19 protein-coding genes are annotated in these 21,260 nt (G+C 70.6%); 10 read left to right on the forward strand and 9 right to left on the reverse strand.

The features are described from left to right. Positions 1 to 127 precede the first annotated feature (127 nt). A complete protein-coding gene (locus ACWIHT_RS05710) occupies positions 128 to 1,759 on the forward strand; it encodes a succinic semialdehyde dehydrogenase (protein WP_456164795.1) in 1,632 nt (543 codons plus the stop codon). Positions 1,760 to 1,794: 35 nt separating this feature from the next. Beyond that, on the forward strand, positions 1,795 to 3,573 hold the full coding sequence (locus ACWIHT_RS05715; RefSeq protein WP_456164797.1) for a GMC family oxidoreductase N-terminal domain-containing protein: 1,779 nt from the start codon (positions 1,795 to 1,797) through the stop codon (positions 3,571 to 3,573). 117 nt (positions 3,574 to 3,690) lie between these two features. Here ACWIHT_RS05715 and ACWIHT_RS05720 read toward each other — a convergent pair whose 3' ends face one another. Further along, positions 3,691 to 4,758 carry an LAETG motif-containing sortase-dependent surface protein gene (locus ACWIHT_RS05720; protein WP_456164799.1) on the reverse strand — a complete coding sequence of 356 codons (1,068 nt, stop codon included), beginning with the start codon at positions 4,756 to 4,758 and terminating at the stop codon, positions 3,691 to 3,693. 208 nt (positions 4,759 to 4,966) lie between these two features. Here ACWIHT_RS05720 and ACWIHT_RS05725 point away from each other — a divergent pair, with 208 nt between their 5' ends. Continuing rightward, positions 4,967 to 6,097, forward strand: coding sequence for a hypothetical protein (locus tag ACWIHT_RS05725; protein WP_456164801.1), 1,131 nt, complete (start codon positions 4,967 to 4,969; stop codon positions 6,095 to 6,097). 589 nt (positions 6,098 to 6,686) lie between these two features. On the opposite strand, the gene ACWIHT_RS05730 is transcribed toward ACWIHT_RS05725, so the two are convergent. Continuing rightward, the gene (locus ACWIHT_RS05730) at positions 6,687 to 6,959 is read right to left on the reverse strand and encodes a chorismate mutase (protein WP_456164803.1); all 273 of its coding nucleotides are present in this window, start codon (positions 6,957 to 6,959) and stop codon (positions 6,687 to 6,689) included. Between the two features lie 287 nt (positions 6,960 to 7,246). Between ACWIHT_RS05730 and guaA the strand changes: the two genes are divergently transcribed. After that, positions 7,247 to 8,818 (forward strand): glutamine-hydrolyzing GMP synthase, encoded by a 1,572-nt coding sequence (gene guaA, locus ACWIHT_RS05735; RefSeq protein WP_456164805.1) that lies wholly within the window; start codon positions 7,247 to 7,249, stop codon positions 8,816 to 8,818. Between the two features lie 12 nt (positions 8,819 to 8,830). On the opposite strand, the gene ACWIHT_RS05740 is transcribed toward guaA, so the two are convergent. Next, a complete protein-coding gene (locus ACWIHT_RS05740) occupies positions 8,831 to 9,304 on the reverse strand; it encodes a pyridoxamine 5'-phosphate oxidase family protein (protein WP_456164807.1) in 474 nt (157 codons plus the stop codon). Positions 9,305 to 9,424: 120 nt separating this feature from the next. Here ACWIHT_RS05740 and ACWIHT_RS05745 point away from each other — a divergent pair, with 120 nt between their 5' ends. Then, positions 9,425 to 10,219 (forward strand): class II aldolase/adducin family protein, encoded by a 795-nt coding sequence (locus ACWIHT_RS05745; protein WP_456164809.1) that lies wholly within the window; start codon positions 9,425 to 9,427, stop codon positions 10,217 to 10,219. Here ACWIHT_RS05745 and ACWIHT_RS05750 read toward each other — a convergent pair. After that, entirely contained in the window at positions 10,212 to 11,105 is an 894-nt protein-coding gene (locus ACWIHT_RS05750; protein WP_456164811.1) for a DUF4429 domain-containing protein, read from the reverse strand. The two genes, ACWIHT_RS05745 and ACWIHT_RS05750, sit on opposite strands and share 8 nt — an antisense overlap. A gap of 218 nt (positions 11,106 to 11,323) precedes the next feature. Between ACWIHT_RS05750 and ACWIHT_RS05755 the strand changes: the two genes are divergently transcribed. Together ACWIHT_RS05755 and ACWIHT_RS05760 are read left to right on the forward strand one after the other, a co-directional pair. Next, positions 11,324 to 12,604 carry a hypothetical protein gene (locus ACWIHT_RS05755; RefSeq protein ID WP_456164813.1) on the forward strand — a complete coding sequence of 427 codons (1,281 nt, stop codon included), beginning with the start codon at positions 11,324 to 11,326 and terminating at the stop codon, positions 12,602 to 12,604. Between the two features lie 217 nt (positions 12,605 to 12,821). Then, on the forward strand, positions 12,822 to 13,352 hold the full coding sequence (locus ACWIHT_RS05760) for a DoxX family protein (protein ID WP_200714171.1): 531 nt from the start codon (positions 12,822 to 12,824) through the stop codon (positions 13,350 to 13,352). 13 nt (positions 13,353 to 13,365) lie between these two features. Here the strand turns inward: ACWIHT_RS05760 and ACWIHT_RS05765 are convergent, their stop codons facing one another. After that, positions 13,366 to 13,608 carry a hypothetical protein gene (locus tag ACWIHT_RS05765; protein ID WP_456164815.1) on the reverse strand — a complete coding sequence of 81 codons (243 nt, stop codon included), beginning with the start codon at positions 13,606 to 13,608 and terminating at the stop codon, positions 13,366 to 13,368. Then, positions 13,595 to 15,031, reverse strand: coding sequence for a PspC domain-containing protein (locus ACWIHT_RS05770; protein WP_456164817.1), 1,437 nt, complete (start codon positions 15,029 to 15,031; stop codon positions 13,595 to 13,597). The genes ACWIHT_RS05765 and ACWIHT_RS05770 overlap by 14 nt, the downstream gene beginning before the upstream one ends. A 221-nt stretch (positions 15,032 to 15,252) precedes the next feature. Between ACWIHT_RS05770 and ACWIHT_RS05775 the strand changes: the two genes are divergently transcribed. Together ACWIHT_RS05775 and ACWIHT_RS05780 are read left to right on the forward strand one after the other, a co-directional pair. Next, positions 15,253 to 16,545, forward strand: a complete 1,293-nt coding sequence (locus ACWIHT_RS05775; protein ID WP_456164819.1) for an ATP-binding protein — start codon at positions 15,253 to 15,255, stop codon at positions 16,543 to 16,545. Beyond that, complete coding sequence (locus ACWIHT_RS05780) at positions 16,542 to 17,261, forward strand: LuxR C-terminal-related transcriptional regulator (protein ID WP_201052794.1); 720 nt, start codon at positions 16,542 to 16,544, stop codon at positions 17,259 to 17,261. The genes ACWIHT_RS05775 and ACWIHT_RS05780 overlap by 4 nt, the downstream gene beginning before the upstream one ends. Before the next feature lie 55 nt (positions 17,262 to 17,316). On the opposite strand, the gene ACWIHT_RS05785 is transcribed toward ACWIHT_RS05780, so the two are convergent. Then, positions 17,317 to 18,393, reverse strand: coding sequence for an NlpC/P60 family protein (locus ACWIHT_RS05785; protein ID WP_456164821.1), 1,077 nt, complete (start codon positions 18,391 to 18,393; stop codon positions 17,317 to 17,319). 414 nt (positions 18,394 to 18,807) lie between these two features. Here ACWIHT_RS05785 and ACWIHT_RS05790 point away from each other — a divergent pair, with 414 nt between their 5' ends. Continuing rightward, a complete protein-coding gene (locus ACWIHT_RS05790; protein ID WP_019066795.1) occupies positions 18,808 to 19,161 on the forward strand; it encodes a hypothetical protein in 354 nt (117 codons plus the stop codon). On the opposite strand, the gene ACWIHT_RS05795 is transcribed toward ACWIHT_RS05790, so the two are convergent. Further along, entirely contained in the window at positions 19,139 to 20,128 is a 990-nt protein-coding gene (locus tag ACWIHT_RS05795) for a tellurite resistance/C4-dicarboxylate transporter family protein (protein WP_456164823.1), read from the reverse strand. The two genes, ACWIHT_RS05790 and ACWIHT_RS05795, sit on opposite strands and share 23 nt — an antisense overlap. Positions 20,129 to 20,279: 151 nt before the next feature. Further along, positions 20,280 to 21,110 carry a C40 family peptidase gene (locus ACWIHT_RS05800; RefSeq protein ID WP_456164825.1) on the reverse strand — a complete coding sequence of 277 codons (831 nt, stop codon included), beginning with the start codon at positions 21,108 to 21,110 and terminating at the stop codon, positions 20,280 to 20,282. Positions 21,111 to 21,260: the final 150 nt, after the last annotated feature.

Genomic DNA, 21,260 nt, shown 5'->3' on the forward strand with positions numbered 1-21,260 from the left:
ATCATCCCCGCACAACGCCCTGATCAGCGCATTCGTTGCCAGTGATCGCTGGCGCGGTGTGAGCGCCCGGTGAATCCCGATTACCGACGGGTACCCAAACCCTCCGTGGCGGCATACCCTGCCGCACATGACGGACTCGCAGGCCCCGGAAAAGACCGGTACGGAAACGACGACCGGCACGAACCCCCTCGCGCCGACCCCCACAGGCGCCCGTACCGCCGCCGATGTGGTCACCCCGGAGCTGGTCGCCCAGCTCACGAAGGGGGTGGCCGGTTCCGGGCGGACCGCCAACCACACGCCGTTCACCGGCGAGAAGCTCGCCGACCTGCCCGAGTCCACCCCCGAGGACGTGGCGAAGGCCTTCGACGCGGCCCGCGCCGCACAGGCCCTGTGGGTGCGGACGCCGGTACGGGAGCGCGCGGCCGTTCTGCTGCGCTTCCACGATCTCGTCCTCGCCCGCCAGGCCGAGGTCCTCGACCTGATCCAGCTGGAGACCGGCAAGGCACGGCTGCACGCGCACGAGGAGGTGCAGGCCGTCGCCGTCGCGGCCCGCCACTACGGCCGCAAGGCCCCCGCCTACCTCCGCCCCAAGCGCCACACCGGCGCCGTCCCGACCCTCACCAAGGTCACCGAACTCCGGCACCCGCGCGGGGTAGTTGGCCAGATCGCCCCCTGGAACTACCCGCTCGAACTCTCCGTAGGCGACGCCCTCCCGGCCTTCGTCGCGGGCAACGCGGTCGTCATGAAGCCGGACACCGAGACCTGCCTGACCGCCCTCTGGGCCCGTGACCTCCTCATCGAGGCCGGTCTGCCCGCCGACGTCTTCCAGGTCGTCCTGGGCGAGGGCCCGGTCGTCGGCCCCGAGGTCGTCAAGCACGCCGACTACGTCTCCTTCACCGGCTCCACCCGCACCGGCCGCGAGGTCGCGCAGGGCGCGGCGGCCCGGCTGGTCGGCGTCTCCCTCGAACTCGGCGGAAAGAACGCCATGTTGGTCCTGGAGGACGCCGACCTCGACAAGGCGGCGGCGGGCGCGGTCCGCGCCTGCTTCTCCTCCGCCGGTCAACTCTGCATCTCCATCGAGCGGTTGTACGTCCACGAGTCGATCGCCGACGCCTTCCTGGAGCGCTTCGCCGCTCGCACCAAGGCCATGCGCCTCGGCACGTCCCTCGCGTACGGCGCCGACATGGGATCCCTGGTGGGGGAGCGCCAGTTGGAGACGGTGACGCGCCATGTGGAGGAGGCCGTGGCCAAGGGCGCGAAGGTCGTCGCGGGCGGAGTCGCCCGCCCGGACATCGGCCCGTACTTCTTCGAACCGACCATCCTCGACGGCGTCGAGGCCCCCATGTCGGTGTGCGGCGAGGAGACCTTCGGCCCGGTCGTCTCCATCTACCGCTTCAAGACCGAGGACGAGGCGGTCGAAGCGGCCAACTCCACGTCCTACGGCCTCAATTCCTCGGTCTGGACGAAGGACGGCCGCCGTGGCCGCGCCGTCGCCGCCCGTCTGCGCACCGGCACGGTCAACGTCAACGAGGGCTACGCCTCCGCCTACGGCAGCGTCCAGTCCCCCATGGGCGGCATGAAGGACTCCGGCCTCGGCCGCCGCCACGGCTCCGAGGGCATCCTCAAGTACACCGAGGCCCAAACGGTCGCGCAGCAAAGGCTGTTGCCGATGGCTCCTTCGCTGGGGATGACCGACGAGGCGTACGCCCAGTTCATGAGCAGGAGCCTCCGGGTGATGAAGGCCCTGCGTCTCAAGTAGCAGTACCCGGTTCTGGTTCTCGACGAGGAGAGCACGTGTCACAGGACACCTACGACTACGACGTCATCGTCGTCGGCTCCGGCTTCGGTGGTTCGGTAACCGCCCTGCGCCTGACGGAGAAGGGCTACCGCGTAGGTGTCCTGGAGGCAGGCCGTCGCTTCACCCGCGACTCCCTCCCCAAGAACTCCTGGGACCTCAAGAACTACCTCTGGGCCCCCAGGCTCAACCTCTACGGCATCCAGCGCATCCACCTGCTCGGCAACGTCATGGTCCTCGCCGGCGCGGGCGTGGGCGGCGGCTCACTGAACTACGCCAACACGCTGTACGTCCCGCCCAAGCCGTTCTTCGAGGACCCCCAGTGGCGTGACATCACGGACTGGCAGGAGGAGTTGGGCCCGTACTACGACCAGGCCCGCCGCATGCTCGGCGTACGCCTCAACCCGACGACGACCCCGTCCGACGTCCATCTGAAGGCCGCGGCCCAGCGGATGGGCGTGGGCGACACCTTCCACATGGCCCCGGTCGGCGTCTTCTTCGGCGACGGCGAGGACGCCGACGGCACCGCGAAGGCCAGGCCCGGCGAGCAGGTCGCGGACCCGTACTTCGGCGGCGCGGGCCCGGACCGCAAGGCCTGCACCGAGTGCGGCGAGTGCATGACGGGCTGCCGCCACGGCGCCAAGAACACCCTCAACGAGAACTACCTCCACCTCGCCGAGAAGGCGGGCGCCGAGGTCCACCCGATGACGACGGTCGTGTCGGTCACGGACGACTCGCAGGGCGGCTACGCGGTGGCGACGCTGCCCACGGACGCGAGGAAGTCGTCGAAGGGCCGCACCTTCAAGGCCCACCGGGTCGTCCTCGCCGCCGGCACCTACGGCACCCAGACCCTCCTGCACCGTATGAAGGCGGGCGGGCAACTGCCGTACCTCTCCGAGAAGTTGGGCGAGCTGACCCGCACCAACTCGGAGGCGCTGGTCGGCGCGCAGACGAGTGACCGCCGCTACCGCAAGGCGACCGGCACCGCGAGGGCCGACTTCACCCGCGGAGTTGCCATCACGTCCTCGGTCCACCCCGACGAGAACACCCACATCGAACCGGTCCGCTATGGCAAGGGCTCCAACTCGATGGGCGGCCTCTCCATCCTCCAAGTCCCTTACGCGGAGGGCTCGTCGAGGGCACTGGCCTGGCTGGCGAACGCGGCCCGCCACCCGCTCCTGGTCCTGCGTTCGCTCTCCAACCACCACTGGTCGGAACGGACCATCATCGGCCTGGTGATGCAGTCGCTGGACAACTCCCTGACGACGTATCTGAAGCAGGACGGCGTGGGGAAGGGGCTGTTGACGGCCCGTCAGGGACACGGCGCTCCCAACCCCAAGCAGATCAGGGCGGCTTCGGAGGCCGCGGTGGCCATCGCCGCCGAGATCAACGGCTTCGCGGGCTCCAACGTCGGCGAACTGATGGGCACCCCGCTCACCGCCCACTTCCTCGGCGGCTGCCCCATCGGCGCCTCCCGCGAGACCGGCGTGATCGACCCGTACCACCGCCTCTACGGCCACCCCGGCATCTCGGTCGTCGACGGCGCGGCCGTCTCGGCGAACCTCGGCGTCAACCCGTCGCTCACCATCACGGCACAGGCCGAGCGCGCGATGTCGTACTGGCCCAACAAGGGTGAGCCGGACCCGCGTCCGCGCCAAGGGGCGTCGTACGAACGGCTGAAGGCGGTGGAGCCGCGTCAACCTGCCGTCCCCGAGGGCGCGTTCGGGGCGCTGCGGCTGCCGTTCCTGGGGATGCCGACGGTGCCGCCAAAGCCGTAGAAGCAATAGAAGCAATAGAAGTCGTAGACGTCGTAGGAGTCGTAGAAAGGCTTCCGCGCAAACAGAAGGACCTGCGCCCCCCTCCGAGCGCAGGTCCTTTGTCGAGCGAGCTACGTGTTACGCGCTCTCTCCGGTCTTGCGGCGGCGCACCATGACCACGGCGGCGGCACCCGCGACGACCGCCGCGCCGCCCACGAGGCCGATCACCGGCAGGGCGGAGCTGGAGCCGGTCTCGGCGAGGTTGCCGGTGGCCTCGTTGACCGCGCCCTGCGGCTTCAGGTCCTCGTCGGTCCCGGTGGGCTTCTGACCGGTCGGCTTCGCCTCGCCCGTGCTGCCCGGCTCGCTGCCGGCGGCGAGCACGGAGAACTCGTAGAAGTCGCCGTTGCCGTAGCAGGAGTCACCGTTGCCCGACGCGTACACCGCCTGGCTCAGCGCGAACGACGAGCCCGCGGGGGCCTTGGGCTTGATCGCCACGCGCAGGTCGAGCGTGGTCGAGGAGTTCTTCGCCAGGGTGGGCAGAACCGCGACGACGCTCCCGGACAGCGTGATCTTGCCGCTGCCGGAGCCCACGGTCTGCTGGTAGGCGTCGGTCCACTTGCCGTCCTGCTTCAGCTGGATATCCGCCAGACCCAGCAGCAGCGACGCGTCGTCGTCCACGTCGTCGCTGTACTCGGTGAGCGCGTTGATCCAGACGTTTTGCAGGTCCTTGTCCGAGGCGTTCTTCACCGCGAACTTGAAGTTGTGCCAGCCGGAACCGGCGACGATCTTGTTCGGCAGCCCGGTGATCGACGCGGAGAGCTTCTCGTCCACGTCGAACGTCTTGCAGTCCGCGTACGGGTCGAAGTCGTCGGACGGCTTGCTCGGCGACGCGGACGGGCTCGGCGACGCGCTCCCGCTCGGGGTGTCCGACGCGGCGGGGCTGCTGGTGCCCGCGGCCGGGGAACTGGTGTCCGAGGCGGGCGTGCTGTCGTCGGCCGCCGGGCTGCTCGTGTCCGACGCGGGCGTGCTGTCGTCGGCCGCGGGGGTGCTCGTGTCCGCCGCCGGGGTGCTGGCGTCGGCCGCCGGGCTGCTGGACGACGTGTCCGGCGAGTCGCCGTCGGCGAACGCGGCCGGCGCCGACAACAGGGCGAGCGGAGCGATGGCGGCCGTCGCGGCGACCGTGGCCATGACACGGCGAAGCTTCATGAAGTCCTCAAGAAGTCCGGAGTGCTGCGGCAGCGCAGCACGCTGGGTCGGAGGGCTCCGCGTGTGGGGCGCGGGTGTGGCCCTTGTTATGCAGGTGTGACCCGGGAAGCCTGTGAATGGTTGTGTCAACCTCACCGGATTCTTATGTGGGCTGTGTCACACCCAAGTTCTCCTTGTGAACACGCTTTCGGGCGCCTACAACTACCTGGTGTCTGACAAACCGTCCGAGGAACCGTCCTCGACCCCGGAGATCCCCGACGACGTCTGGGACAAGTTCGCCCGTGACACGGAGCGTGACATCCGGGCTTCCGCACAGAAGGAACCATCCGCGCGCGCCCGCGAGGTGACCGAACGACTGAAGAGGGCCGAGCAGCCCGAGGGCTGGCGGACCGGTCCTGCCTGGCAGGAGATGAACGGGAGCGCCCGGCGCAGGCGGCGCCTGTGGGCGGTCCTCGGCATCCCGCTCGCCGTGGCCGTCGCCGTGGTCGCGATGCGCCCCTCACTGCTGCCCGGCGACCCCTTCGGCAAGAACCACTCCGACTCGGCCTCCCCGCTCGCGCCGGAGACCGCCGCCCCGACCGCCGCGCCCTCCACCGTGGACCCCCAAATACCCACCCTGGACCGGCCGTTCGCCGGTTCACCCGCCCTGAACTGGGCCGACGGCGCGGCCGGCATCATCCTGCCGAAGGCGACCGCCGTGGGCACCTTCTCGAAGGACCGGGTCGAACTGGCCCTCCAGCAGACGAAGATCCTGCTCGTCGCGTCCAACCTCGACCCGAAGACGATCGCCGGCGCCCGCCCGTCCGCCGCGCTCGCCGTCCTCGACCCGAAGCAGCCCAAGGTGCTCGGCCAGTTGAAGACGTCGCTGACCGCCCCGACCAAGGCCAACGACCCCACGCTGCTCTTCAGCCGCTTCGACCCCAAGGACGTACGGCTCGTCGGCAAGGTGGTGAAGACCCGCGGCCGCATCACCTTCGCGAAGGACTCCAGCGGGGGCGTCACCGTCCACGCCGACTACACCTTCGTCTACCCGCTGGTCCGGACCGACGGCTCCACCGAGGTCGCCCGCACCATCGTGCGCCGGGTGATCGACACCGAGATCCTCGACCCCGCCCGCTACCAGGCCACCCCCGGCCTGCTGACCCTCATCCTCAACAACGCGGACTTCGGCAACTCGGCCTGCGACGTCTACGACGGCTATCTCCACCCGCAGTTCGACTCCGACGCCACGTCGTCCCCCACGGGCGCGACACCCTCGGGCCCGACGACGGACCCGTACGACCGCAGCAAGGACATCAGCAAGGGCCAGGGCACCTGCGGGACGGTGAGCCGGACCTAGGGGCGCGAGAACGTAAGCGAAGGGCCCCGCGGGACGGAGCCGCGGGGCCCTTCTCCGTCAGCACCGACGTCAGGGCGGCGCCGGTGCCTGGGAGCGGCGCCGGGGGGTTGCGCCGCTGGTCTGAAGTTGTCCGAAGCGCCCCGGGTCGGCGCCCCCGCGCACCGGGGGCGCGCGCTTGGTCTCGACCTTTGGCAGTGGGACGGTGCACCGCAATGCGGTTGACTGCTTTGGGACTTGGGGCTTCGAGAGGCGCTCGGGGGAACTCCGGGGGCTTCTACGCATCGTGCTGGATGGAGACGGCCACCGCAACCGTTCGATCCGGCTTTGTGCATTTTTGCAGGTTCCGCCGGGCGGCCCCGGGCGTCCCCGGAGCCGACCGTTCTCTTGGGTGACCGGGCCGCTGTCCCCTGCCGTCCGGTCACGACCCTGGAGCGAGGTCCCACGACGTACGGCACGATCCGTACGTCTCATCGCCCCAGCGAGCCACGCGTGGTTCTTTCGGGCCCGCCCCTGGCTGGCACGGACACCCCCACCAACGAAGCGGTTCGCGAAGCGGTCACGCGCCGTACGGGTGAGTCCGGGCTCGAACTCAGATCCGCCCCCGCGACAGTTCGAGCAGCGTCATCGCGAGCGAGGTGCCGGGCTTTCCGAGCGCGTCCCGGTAACGGCCGAGGATCTCGTTCTCCCGCGACAGATGCACGCGCCGGCCGCCGGAGGCGATCCGCGTCTCCTGCACGACGGCGGACACGGCGACCCGTTCCTGGATCAGCCCGATGATCCGGTCGTCGAGAACGTCGATGCGCTCACGGGCGTCGGCGATGGTCTGTTCAGGGGTGGTCTGCTCGGGGGTGGAGGTGGTCATGAGGAGGCTCCTGGTGGCTTGGAGCGCCTGGACCGACGACCCGGGAAACGACAGGCGCCCCGGGCCTTGTCGGCCCGGGGCGCCTGGGAAGTCGCTTGTCAGTAGCTCAAGCAGCACAACCATGGCAGCCGGCGGACCGGTTGCCATAGGTAAAGAGGAAGGTCGGGTGCGTGAGCATGGGGCGAGTATGCCACAGGGTCTTTAGGACTTTCCCGCGGAGAGGTGTCCCACGCGACCCCCGTTAGAATCGGTACCCAAGACCCCCGCCCCACCGCCGGAAGGCCCCCGTGTCAGCAGCGACCCCCGCCCCCGACACCGTCCTGGTCGTCGACTTCGGCGCGCAGTACGCCCAGCTCATCGCCCGCCGCGTCCGCGAGGCCCGGGTCTACAGCGAGATCGTGCCGAGCACCATGCCGGTCGCCGAGATGCTCGCCAAGAACCCGGCGGCGATCATCCTCTCCGGCGGCCCCTCGTCCGTGTACGCGGAGGGCGCCCCCCGCCTGGACCGCGAACTGTTCGAGGCCGGCGTCCCGGTCTTCGGCATGTGCTACGGCTTCCAGCTGATGGCGACGACCCTCGGCGGCACGGTCGACAACACCGGCGCCCGCGAGTACGGCCGTACGCCCCTGCACGTCTCCCGTTCGTCCTCCACCCTCTTCGAGGGCACCCCCGACGAGCAGTCCGTCTGGATGTCCCACGGCGACGCCTGCTCCGCCGCCCCCGAGGGCTTCACGGTCACCGCGTCCACGGACGTCGTCCCGGTCGCCGCCTTCGAGAACGACGAGAAGAAGCTCTACGGCGTCCAGTACCACCCCGAGGTCATGCACTCCACGCACGGCCAGCAGGTCCTGGAGCACTTCCTGTACCGGGGCGCGGGCCTGACCCCGTCCTGGACCACCGGCAACGTCATCGACGAGCAGGTCGCCCTCATCCGCGAGCAGGTCGGCGACAAGCGCGCCATCTGCGGTCTGTCCGGCGGTGTCGACTCCGCCGTGGCGGCGGCACTCGTCGCCCGCGCCATCGGCGACCAGCTGACCTGCGTCTACGTCGACCACGGTCTGATGCGCAAGGGCGAGACCGAGCAGGTCGAGAAGGACTTCGTGGCCGCGACGGGTGTGAAGCTCGTCGTCGTGGACGCGGAGGAGCGCTTCCTCACCGCGCTCGCCGGGGTCTCCGACCCGGAGCAGAAGCGGAAGATCATCGGCCGCGAGTTCATCCGCGTCTTCGAGCAGGCGCAGGCCGACATCATCGCGGACGAGGGCCCCGAGGTCGCCTTCCTGGTCCAGGGCACCCTGTACCCGGACGTCGTCGAGTCCGGCGGCGGCACCGGCACCGCGAACATCAAGTCCCACCACAACGTCGGCGGCCTCCCCGAAGACCTCGAATTCGAGCTGGTCGAACCGCTGCGCAAGCTGTTCAAGGACGAGGTCCGGATGGTCGGCCAGGAGCTGGGCCTCCCGGACGAGATCGTCCAGCGCCAGCCCTTCCCCGGCCCCGGCCTCGGCATCCGTATCGTCGGCGAGGTCACCAAGGACCGCCTCGACCTGCTCCGCGACGCCGACGCCATCGCCCGCGAGGAACTGACCGCGGCCGGCCTCGACCGCGACATCTGGCAGTGCCCGGTGGTCCTCCTCGCGGACGTCCGCAGCGTCGGCGTCCAGGGCGACGGCCGCACCTACGGCCACCCCATCGTCCTGCGCCCGGTCTCCTCCGAGGACGCCATGACGGCCGACTGGTCCCGCCTGCCGTACGAGGTCCTCGCGAAGATCTCGACGCGCATCACGAACGAGGTCGCCGACGTCAACCGCGTTGTCCTGGACGTCACTTCGAAGCCCCCGGGCACCATCGAGTGGGAGTGAGCCCCTCGGGGTTCAGGTCCGCTTGAGGGTCCGTACCGGCTCTCCGGGCTTCCAGACCTGCACGACGAGGTACTTCTCGTCCTCGACGTAGGTCCGCACGACCTCCGTCAACTCGGTGCGGAAGAGGTGGAACGGCTCCGGCGGTTCCACCTCCTTCATGTACGCCCCCTTCACCCCGGCATCCGTCACCTCCACCGCCCGCCCGCTCACCCGTACGTCCCCGCCGTGGGTGTCCGTCCCCGGCCCCGGGTTCGCCTGCACCGCGAAGCGCGCATCGCGCCGCAGATCCAACGCCTTGAGCGAGTCGGGCATCATCCCGAGCCACAACTCGCCGTCCAGGAACCGCACTTCGAGCCCGGTCGTACGCGGCGACCCGTCCTTGCGCAGGGTCGCGAGGACGTGATGCGTGAAGGCACCGAACCGCTCCTCGACGGTCGCGGCGAGATCCGGTTCGGCGGCGGTGAAGGTGGCCCAGTTCGCTGTCATACGACGAGTGTTCCGCCGATATCCGACAACCTCTGTCCTCTTTGCCGACCCGCACTGCCCTTTTCGACCGACCGGCGGTAACTTCTCGCCCTTACAACAAAACCCAGTGCTGGAGGACCGATGCACGGGCCGACGCCGCCCTCCCCCCTGCCCACCGACCGGCTGCGGTTCGCCATGCCGCCGATGCACGAGTCGGTCGAGGACGAACGCCGGCACCGCAAGGAACGCCTCGCGGGCGCCCTGCGCCTGTTCGGCCGGCTCGGCTTCGAGGACGGGGTCTCGGGCCACATCACCGCCCGCGACCCCGAGTTCACCGACTGCTTCTGGGTCAACCCCTTCGGGATGCCCTTCCGGCACGTCACCGTCAGCGATCTGGTGCTCTCCAACTCCGAGGGCCAGGTCCTCCAGGGCGGCCACCACGTGAACCAGGCCGCCTTCACCGTGCACTCCCAGGTCCACGCCGCCCGCCCGGACGTCGTCGCCGTCGCCCACTGCCACTCCGTGCACGGCCGCGCCCTCTCCGCACTCGGCGACTTCCTCGACCCGATCAGCCAGGAGAGCTGCGCCTTCTACGAGGACCACACGCTCTACGACGCCTACAGCGGGGTCTCCGTCGACGCCGAGGAGGGCAAGCGGATCGCCGCCGCGCTGGGCTCCCGCAAGGCACTCGTGCTGCGCAACCACGGCCTGCTGACCGTCGGCGACTCGGTGGACGCGGCGGCCTGGTGGTTCCTGTCCATGGAACGCTCCTGCCAAGTGCAGCTCCTCGCCAAGGCGGCCGGCCGGCCCCTCCTCATCGACCACAAACTCGCCGTCGCCACCCGCGAACAGACCGGCGGCGACCTCGTGGCGTGGATCAACTACCAGCCCCTGTGGCAGGACATCAGCCGCAGCGAACCCGACCTCCTCAGCTGAAGCCGCGCAGTACGGCCGTCTTGGTCATCCTGAACTCCTCGTCCGTGAGCACCCCTTCCCGGTGCAGCTCGCCCAACTCCCGCAGCCTGCGCAGGAGTACGTCGTGATGGTCGGCCGGAGGCGGAACGGTGGCCGCTCGCGGTGGCCGGTCCGTGAACTCGCCGTTCTCCAGCTCACGGACCGACGGATGCGGCAGCCGCGCGGTCACCGCCGTCGCCACCAGCGCGGTGAGCAGATCACGGCGGGTGCTGCCCCACAGGTCGAGGGCGTACGGGTCCTTCTCCGGCGGCAGCTTGGAGAACACCGTCTCCCGGGTCACGAACCGCATGAACCCGTCCTCGTAACCGGAGTTGGGCAACCACTCCACCTGCTCCAGATCGCCCACGGCGACTATCCGCGGCCCGGTGGCCCGCTTGACGCGCTCCGAGGTGTCAGCCCAGTCGATCCGCACCTGAGCGCCGTCGAAGGACACCGTGCCGTCGGAGGACCTGACCGACACCGGGACCGGCGGGCCCGGCAGCAGATAGGCCTTCGTCGGCTCCTTGGGGATCTGGTCCAGGAGCAGCGCGTGCCGGATCTCCTCCGCCACGTATTCGGCGACCCCGGACCGGTCTATGTCCACGATCAGCCGGTACGGATCCGCCGCGTCCGGCAGCCGCCCACCGGTCGCCTGCAACAGCGGATCGGCACCCTCGCGCAGCCTCAGCCGCAGCCGGCCACGCCTGCGTTCGGGTTCGTAGACGACGCCCGCGACAGCTTCGAGGGGCACCGCGATCTCGCCGTACGTCTGCCGGAACAGGGGCACGGAGCGGTGAAGTCCCGGTGTGATCCTGACCGTTGTGCCGTCGAAGGCCCAGGTCCCGTCGCGCTGGATGATCTCGGCCATACGGAAATTCTCGCAGCCGGGTCAACACGGCGGTGCTCACTTCACCCGCGCTGACCAGACCTGCCGGACGCGAGCCGTGTCCCGTAGGGCACAATCCGCTGTTGTCGTGCGGGAGTTGCAAGGCGGTGGCCAAAGGCTTCGGAGCCGGTCGCCGAACGTGAGGGCCCGGGGTCGAGGGCCGAGGTCCATGAGGGTCGTGGGGAAGGCAGGCGTCGGGCGTGGCGGTGCAGGAGGCGAGACAGGGCGGCGAGCACATCGGTGCCCACGGAGGGGGCTGCACCTGCGGGGACTGCCCGCACGGAGCACGCGAGGGGCATCGGCGCGCGGTCGCCGCGTTCCTGGTCAAGCGGGACGGCTTCGCGGCCGGCGAGGGCCTCCCCGCGGCGGTGGCGCACTCGGCGTCCGCCTCCCGGCAGTGGGTCTCCGACGAACTGACCCAGTCCGCCGACGACGTCGCCCAACGCGGCCGTGCCGAGGGCGGCGCCTGGCTGGCGCGCCTGTGGCACCGCACAGCCTTCGCCGTGTGGAGCGGCTTCGTCGTACTGCTCCTGGTGCAGGCGTTCACCGCGATCGGCGCGGGCTGGACGGCGGCGCGTACGGCCGGACTGCTGGCCGCGCTCGTGGTCGCCGGCGCGCTGAGTGCCGCCTCCTGGTTCCACCGGGCGCGCGGCGGGGCGCTGGCCCCGGTCATCGGTGAGGACAACCGGCTGTCGACCTCCCGCGCGGTGGCCGTGTCATGGGTGCTGTTCGTGGCGTACGCGGTGCTGGTCCTGGCCGGTCGCCTCGCCGCCGCCTCCGACCACGCCGAACGCGACGCCCTCATCTCCGGCCTCGAACTCGCCCGCGGCGCCGGTGTGGTGACCGTCCTCGCCGTGGTCTGCGCGATCGCCGTACTCGTCCGCCGGGTCGTCGGCCTGCGGGTCCTCGGCCAGCGCCTCCAGAAGATCCCCGCCGACCGCCCGCGCGCGGCCGACCTCCTCACCGACGACGCCGGCCGCGGCACCTTCGCCGACATCCAGTACGTCGCGATCAGCGCCGTCGCCCTTGTCTTCGCGGCCGTGAGACTCGCCCGCCGCCCCGACCAACTGCCCGACCTGCCCTGGGGCTTGGCGGTGGTGGTGTTGATCTCCGCCGCGACATACCTGGCCGGCAAGTACGCGGAGGGCGGCCGTCCGGTCATCCTCTCGGTGGTGCGCTCCCGCGAGGCGGGCGACCTCGACGCCCCCATCCGCACCGGCGACGACATCGAGATCCGCGGCGCCGGCTTCGTGCCCCCGGGCGCCCAGACCGCCGACCGCCTCTCCCGCATGGTCGTCCGCATCGGCCCGGTCAACGTCCACGTCCCCCTGGTCCCGGTCACTGGCGGCTTCTCCAACCCGACGGACACCCTCCTGACCGTCCCGGTCCCCGTGGACGTCGAGCCCGGACGCGTGGAAGTACAGGTCGTGACCGCGGCGGGCGTGGAGACGAACGCCTGCGTCGTCGACGTGGCGGACTGAGACGTGGCGGACTGAAACGGCCGATGGACGAGCGAGGCCGTTCTGCGGGTGCCCGGCGGATCCGCGCCCACATCTGAATACCCATAGAACGCCGTCGATCGCCGCCCGAACGGGGCCGAAGTCCGAAAAACTGTCCGAAGCATGGTTGAGCGGGTCCCCCTTTTCGTACGTATGGTCTGTTGAGGGGTCAACGGCGGGCGAGAGGCGGCTAAGGGCGATGACTCACGGCACTCGAATGGATACGCAAACCCCGTACCTCGACGGCGACCGGAGCTGGCGGGACACCGCCACCCGATACGCCCTGCTCCCACTGCGCGTCTTCCTGGGCGTCACCTTCATCTACGCGGGCCTGGACAAACTCACCGACAGCGCCTTCATGAAGGCCTCCGGCGCCGGGTCGGTCGGCGAGACGATGCGCGCGGTCCGTGACTCGTCCGCCATCCCGGCCCTGGTCGACCTGTCCCTGAAGAGCCCCGTCGGCTTCGGGTACGCCATCGCCTTCGGTGAACTCGCCGTCGGCATCGGCACGTTGATCGGCCTGCTGGCCCGCATCGCCGCACTCGGCGGCGCGCTGATCTCCCTCAGCCTGTGGCTGACCATCAGCTGGCAGTCCGACCCGTACTACTACGGCAACGACCTCGCCTACCTGATGGCCTGGCTGCCCCTCGTCCTCGCCGGTGCCTCCGTGTTCTCCCTGGACGCGGCACTACGAGCGAGGCGAAGGCAACGGGCGGGTGGCTACCGCTAGTCGGCCGGGGCCGTCAGCCGGATATCTCAGGACCAGGGTCGGCCGTACTCCTACGGCCGGCCCTGCGTCGTCTGCGGACCGCCCCGTTGATCCCCGCCACCACACCGGCCAGCACCAGGCCGACCACGACCAGGGGGATCACCGCGAACCACTCGGTCACCCACAGCCCGCCCGCGTCCCCCGCGTAGGCAACGCCCGCGGCGACGAGGAAGAGACCGATGACCAGCTTCCCGGGCTGGAACTCATGACGCAGCACGGCTGACCTCCGCCTGTCCGACGTCGACCCGGAGGTCCAGGTCCAGCGTGCCGGTGCTCTTCACGCCCGTCGCCGGGGTCAGAGTGACCCGCTTGTGCTTGCCCGGTTCCACGTCCACGTCCTTCTTGTCGTCACCGGGCAACTGGATGTCCCCGACGCCCACGTCCACACTCAGCTTCACCGTCACGTCCGACGGCACGATCACCTTCAACTGCCCGATGCCCACGGTGGCGTACGTCGTCACCGTCTGCCCCTTGGTCAGCCGCAGCCGGGTCAGGTCGAGGGTGCCCACGCCGTTCCCCAAGTCGTATTTCGGCTGCACCTGGGCCACCGCCGCGGGCTGCCACGTGAGGCGTTCCCAGTGGGTGGTGAGGTCCTTGGGCAGGGCCGCCGAGGCGGCGAGCAGGCCGGCCGTGACGATCGCGAGGAACACCGAGCCCGCCCCCGTACGCCCGGCGAACGCGCTGACCGCGATCCCCACTCCGAAGACGACGAGCGCACAGGCCAGGCCCGTCTGGAGGCTGGTGCCGAGCGCCTGGTCGTCCCATCGCGCGGCGGTGCCGAGGGCACCGGCGAAAAGGGCTAGCAGGAAGACCCAGCCGCCGATCCAACGCGGACCACGCGGCTTCGGGGCGGGTGGACGCGGGGGCCGCAGATCCTGGGGCCAGTGCGGGTAGGAAGGGCCGAGGCTGATGTGGATCGCGTCCGTGATGTCGCGGGTGCGGGAATCCCCGGGGCCCCAGAGATAGCCGGTGCCGCCGACATGGGTGCCGTCCTTGACGATCGGGTCGCGCCACCAGGAGGGATAGGAGGCGGGCACCGGCGGTGCCTGGGCCTCCGGCGGGGCGTCGGCGACGGCCTGCGCGGCCAGCGGGTCGGGGTCGGGGGCGCCCCGCTGCTGCGACCAGTACCCCGCGCCCGCCAGCAGGAGGGAGAGGACGACGGCGAAGGTGAGCACACTTGCGTTGCTCAGCATCGACAGGAACACACCGCAGCCGACCAGCGCGAACAGCACGGCAGCCAGGGCCTGGCCGTCGACCCGGCCCGTGAAGAGCTTGCGGACCTCGTTCTCCTCCTCGTCGTCGTACGGGACGAAGAGCCAGGCGAAGCCGTAGAAGATGAGGCCGATGCCGCCCGTCGCGGACAGCACCGCGAGCGTGATCCGGAAGATCACCGGATCCATGTCGCACTGCCGCCCGAGCCCCGCGCACACCCCCGCGAGCACTTTGAACCGCCGGTCCCGGCGGAACCGGTGCGGAGGTGTGGCCGTGAGGGTGTCGCCGGGCGCGGCACCCGACGAGACGGCACCCGGCGACGACGCGGCACCCGCGGCGGGCACGGCGTCCCGCGGCCCGCCGCCCGCTGCCGGGCCGGGGCCGGAGCCGGGTCCCGGACCCCTCGCGGCGTGCTCGTGATCTGTCATGCGTCCATGCTGCCCGCCGCGAGGCGCCGATGGCAGTCGGGACGACCCTGGCCGAACCCTGAAATCCGCCCTGACACGGACCGGGGGAGTGTTCGACCCCGACCCCGACACCGCGCCCGACACCGCGAAAGGCCCCTGAGCCACGCCGATTCCGAAGATCAGGGGAGTCTCCGGGCCCGACCCTGATGCCCTGGACGGCGACGCGTGTGAACATCGGTGGCATGCCGGAAGCCGCAGCAGTGCCAGTCGAGGACCCGCGGCCGCCGCGCAAGCTCTACCGCAGCAGCGACGGACGCTGGCTCGGCGGAGTGGCGCGGGGGCTCGCCGGGCATCTCGGCCTGCCGGTGATCTGGGTGCGGCTGGTGTTCGTGGGCCTGTTCCTCGCGGACGGACTCGGCGCGTTGTTGTACGCCTCGTTCTGGTTCTTCGTGCCGCTCGGCGTCGGTGGCGTCGCCGGTCAGCGGCCCCCGTCGCTCGTCTCCACCGAGACCTCGCCGGACGGCCGCCGCAGACTCGTCGCCCGCAAGCCGGACAAGGGCCAGATCGTCGCCCTGCTCCTCATGGTCGTCGTGGCACTGGTCTTCGTCGGCAACGTGAATCTGGGCGACGGTGCCAAGGCCTATCTCTTCCCGACCGTCCTCGTCGGCGCGGGCGTCGCCCTCGTCTGGCGCCAGGCGGACAACGCCCGCCGCGCCCGCTGGGCCGAGGTGGGCGGCCGGCGCCGTACGCTCAGCCTGCTGCGCGCGGGCGGCGGCGTCCTGCTGGTCACCGCCGGTGCCACCGCGATCTTCGTGTTGCAGGGCTCCGCCGCCCACCTCGGTTCGGTGCTCCAGGCCGCCCTCGCGGTCCTCGTCGGCATCACCCTGCTCGCCGGCCCGTACCTCGTGCGGATGACCCAGGACCTCTCCGAGGAGCGCCTGATGCGCATCCGCGCCCAGGAGCGCGCCGAGGTCGCCGCCCATGTCCACGACTCCGTGCTGCACACCCTGACCCTGATCCAGCGCAACGCGGAGAGCCCCAACGAAGTGCGCCGCCTGGCCCGCGCCCAGGAGCGCGACCTGCGGGCCTGGCTCTACAAACCGGAGGGCACCGGCAAGGACGAGGCCGACGAACCCGACACCCTCGCCGAGGCGGTGCGGCGCAGCGCGGCCGAGGTCGAGGACAAGCACGGCGTCCCCATCGAGGTCGTCATCGTCGGGGACTGCCCGCTCGACGACGGAATCGGCGCCCAGATGCAGGCCGCGCGCGAGGCGATGGTGAACGCGGCCAAGTACGGTGGCGAGGGCGGCGCCGTGCAGGTCTACGCCGAGGTGGAGGGGAAGAAGGTCTTCGTGTCCGTCCGCGACCGCGGACCGGGCTTCGACCTCGACTCGATACCCGCCGACCGCATGGGCGTCAGAGAATCGATCATCGGCCGTATGGAGCGACACGGCGGCACGGCACGGCTGCGCGCGGTGCCGGACGGCGGTACCGAGGTCGAGCTGGAGATGGAGAGGGCGGAGAAGACGTCATGAGCGACGCGACCGAGACGAACGAGCCTGTGGAGCCGACCGGCGGGAGCGCGGGCGGGCGTCACGTGCGGGTGGTCCTCGTCGACGACCACCGCATGTTCCGTACGGGGGTCCAGGCGGAGATCGGCCGCACCGAGGAGACCGGTGTCGAGGTGGTCGGCGAGGCCGCGGACGTCGACCAGGCGGTCACGGTCATCACCGCGACCCGCCCCGAAGTGGTCCTCCTCGACGTCCACCTCCCGGGCGGGGGCGGGGTCGAAGTCCTGCGCCGCTGCGCCCCGTTGATGAGCGACGCCGAACAGCCCGTCCGCTTCCTCGCGCTGTCCGTGTCGGACGCGGCGGAGGACGTGATCGGAGTGATCCGTGGCGGTGCGCGCGGCTACGTCACCAAGACGATCACCGGTACGGACCTCGTCAACTCCGTCTTCCGGGTCCAGGAGGGCGACGCGGTCTTCTCCCCGCGGCTGGCCGGCTTCGTCCTGGACGCCTTCGCGTCGACCGACGCCCCGCCGGTCGACGAGGACCTCGACCGCCTCACCCAGCGCGAGCGCGAGGTCCTGCGCCTGATCGCCCGCGGCTACGCCTACAAGGAGATCGCCAAGCAGCTGTTCATCTCGGTGAAGACGGTCGAGTCCCATGTCTCGGCGGTGCTGCGCAAGCTCCAGCTGTCGAACCGGCACGAGCTGACGCGGTGGGCGACGGCACGCCGACTGGTGTGACCCGTAAGGGAGTTCACCTGGGGGAGCGTCGGGCGGGGCCGGGATCGGTGGGGCGTCACACCACCCGCGTCGCCCCCGCGAACGGCATCTGGTCGATCGGTGCCAGCCGCACCGGAGCGGTCGGGTTCGGGGCGTGGATCATCTGGCCGTCGCCGACGTAGATGCCGACGTGGCTGATGCCCGAGTAGAAGAACACCAAGTCGCCGGGGCGCAGTTCGTCCCGGGAGACCCGCTGGCCGGCGTTGATCTGGGCGTAGGTCGTGCGGGGCAGCGAGACTCCTGCGGAGTTGTAGGCCGCCTGGACGAGGCCCGAGCAGTCGAAGGCGTTGGGGCCGGTCGCGCCCCACACGTAGGGGCTGCCGAGCTTCTGGTAGGCGTAGGAAACGGCCGCCGCCGCACGGGAGTTGGGGGCGTCGGCCGTGGCGGCGGAGGAGCCGGGCGCGTGCAGCCCGTCCCGTGCCGTGGTCGCCGACCGTGACGCGCGCCCCGAGGTGCCCGCGGTCTGCTCGACCCGGGTCCGCTGCTGCGGCGGCAGTGCGGACAGCAGCCGACGCGCCTGGTCCAGCTTGCCGTTGATGGTCTTCTTCTGCCTGCCCAGTTCCGCCTGCCGCGACTTCAGCGAGGTCAGCTCGATGTGCGCCGCGCCGCGCAACTGCTCGATCTCCCGCAGCTGTTGGCGTACGAGAGCGACGGCCGCCGTCTGCCGGTGGCCCGCACGGTCGGCGAACTCGGCGCCGTCCAGATACTGTTCGGGGTCGTCCGAGAGCATGAGCTGCACCGCGGGGTCGATGCCGCCGCTGCGGTACTGGGCGGCGGCCACGTAACCGAGCGCGTCCCGTGCCGAGTTGAGTTTCTGCGTCTTGCGCGCCGCCTCGTCCCGCAGGGTGTTCAGCCGCTTCTCGGCCGCGTCCGCCTTCTCCTTCGCGCCGTCGTACTTCTCGGTGGCCACCTCCGCCTCCTGGTACAGCTTGTCCACCTTGGCCTTGACCTGCGTCGGTGTCAGCTGTGGTTCGGCGTGCGAGGTCCCGTCGAAGCCGGTCGCCGTCGCCGCGCCTGCGAGGGCGATCGTGGCGGCGGTGCGGGCCGTATGGCCGCTGAGCGAGCGCTGTCGGGGCTTGCGGTGCGCTGCCACCTGGACTGCACGTCCTTTCGTACGACCGCCGGGGGAGCGGGCGGTTTGCGCGTCCGGCGACGGCCCGCACAGGGGGAGCGGGCCGCCGCCGGACCTTCTCGGCGGTGGTGGCCGACGGCCGCCCCTGGTCCGGGCGGCGGTGGGGAGCCGGTCACCTGGTGGAGGACGCTAAACCTGGAGATGACGGCCCGGTAACGCATGTACGGAAATGATGTGAGGTGATCGCATTTTGACGTCAAGTGACTGTGATTCCGGCCCGGGGCCACCGCCTTCACGCGGCGCGCTGACCGATGCGGCGGTTTCGGCGCGGCGGGCGGTGACACGGTGCTACGGGCCGCATATATGCAAGGTCATGTGAGTGGCAGGGCAGCCCGGTGTCGGTCGGCCCCGAGCCCCTGCATAGGCTCCGGGACCATGGACGTACTCATCCATCTCTTCGTCGGCCTGCACATCATCGGCATCGCCGCGCTGCTCGGCGGTTTCCTCACCCAGATGAAGGCGATGGGCCAGGGCACGGCCCGCTTCGTCCCCGGCATGCTGCACGGCGCGCTGACCATGCTGGTCACCGGCGCGATCCTGGTCGGCCTCAACCAGGCCGACGATCAGCACGTCAACAACATCAAGATCGGCATCAAGCTCGCGCTGCTGGTCGTGATCCTCGGGCTCGTCTACGTGAAGCGGGACGAGGAGACGGTCGACAAGAACCAGTTCGCGCTGGTGGGCGGCCTCACCATGGTCAACATCTTCATCGCGGTCCTGTGGACGTGACCCCGGACGTACCGGCGCGAAAGAACCGGACCGTCCCCGCGGCCACCACCAGCCAGGCCACCACCGCGATCCACAGCACCACCTGACCTGGCGTCCTGAGCCACGGGACGTCCACGGCGCTGCCTACGGAGAGCGTGGTCGCCGCGGTCATCCCGAGCGGGAACACCGTGGACCAGCGGCGCACGTCGTAGCGAAGTCTGGGCCAGACGATCTCGGCGGTCAGCAGAACCACGCACCAGGCCACATCGAGCACCAGCAGCGCCACGGTCACGGCCCGCAGGACGCCCCGGTCGTCGGAGTTCCACAGGTACAGGCGGGCGCTGTCGGCGGCGATCAGCTTCGACCCGGCCAGCGCCGAGATGGCCAGCGCACCGCCCACGATCCAGTGGTCACCGGCCCCGATGACCACCTGTCGCCACTCGAAACGGGCCAGCGCGAACCCGTAGAGGACCAGCCCGAACCAGAACAGCACCAGCGCCGTGTGCGCGAGCCAGGCCACCGATTCGGCCGCCGCGATCGTGGCCCCCAGCAGGGCCAGCGACTGCGTGGCCACACAGCCGAGGAACACCGTCCCGGGCATCCGGCCATGCCAGTTCCCCAGGACCCGCACGAGCAGCCCCGGCCACAGCACCGCCGCCAGCGCGAGCAGTGCCTCGGCCACGGTCTGCCAGCCCGCGATGGAGAAACGCGTTCCGAGTACGGCGGTCGCGGCGACGGCGGTCAGCGCACCCGGCGTGCCCGCCTCCGTGAGCCACCTCGGCCGGTCCCGCAGCAGCCGTACGGCGAACTCCGCGGCCAGCCCCAGCCAGAAGGCGCAGGCCAGCGCGAAGGCGATACGGGACAGCACCTCGTACCCGGTGAGATGCAGGCCGACCGAGACGATGCCGGTCGCCATGACGACGGCCCCGGCCGCCGGCGGACGCTGCGCCCACCAGGCGCGGAAGCGGGAGATACCGGTACCGGACATGGTTCCGATGCTAGGGAGCCGCCCCGGTGCCGACAGGGGGCCACGCGCGCGTGGACCTCAAAACACCTGCACGCGCGCGTGGCCGTCATAAACAGCCGCACGCGAACAGCCGCACGCGCGCGTGGCCGTCAAAAACACTCCCGGACTTCGCTCAGGCCGGCCGCACCACGCTGTGGATGCTCGACGCGTCCCCGTAGTGGATCGATTCCTCGCGGACGTAGGCGCCGGGCTGCGGGGCGTGGATCATCATGCCGTCGCCCACGTAGACGCCGACGTGGCTGACGTCGTCGTGGAAGAAGAGCAGATCGCCGGGTTGCGCGTCGTCCAGGGAGACGGTCGGGCCCGCGTTCGCCTGGGAGGTGGTCGCGCGCGGGAGGGCGACTCCGGCGGCCTTCCAGGCGGCCTGGGTGAGGCCCGAGCAGTCGTACGAGCCGGGGCCCGCGGCTCCCACGACGTACGGTTTGCCGACCTGGGCGCGGGCGAAGGCGACGGCCTGTCGCGCGAGGGCCGCTGCCGCCTCTCGGCGCTGCTGCCGCGCGGCCGACCGGGACAACAGCGCGCGTGCGGTGGAGAGCTGCTTCTGGACGGCGGCCTTGGCCGTCCTCGGGTCGCTCCGCGTCTCGTCGGGGGCCTGGCGGCTCACGGCCGCCTCCTGAGGCTTTCCCGTCGTCGTGGACCGCTCCGTGAGGGGTGCGGCGGCCGCGTTCTTCCGGCGGGCGGCCAACCGGCTCATCAACTGGGCCTGGTCGTAGTGGTCGTGCGGGGTGGCGGTGAACGAACTCGGCTTCTCCCGCACGGAGTTGAACTTCTGCGTCCGCTTGGGCGCGCTGCGCCTCTCGGTCGCCGAATCCGCCCGGCGGTAGAGGTCGTCGATCTTCTGCTCGACCTCTCCGGGGCTCCGGTCGCCGCCGTCGTCGGCGGGGGTCCATATGCCTGCGATGCGCGAGCCCGCGGAACGCGGCTTGCGGTGCGACGACGCCAAGGGGGCGACTCCTTCCGAAGTCGGTGGGGCCGGGGAGCTTGATCGCACGCTAACCAACTTGTGTGGCTTGTGTGAAGGTCGATGACTGATATGCCCGATACGTTTGAGTGACCTCGGTCATGTGTGCGTCTGGCCGTCGCTGACCGTTGT

Source organism: Streptomyces sp. NPDC002276 (assembly GCF_053891435.1).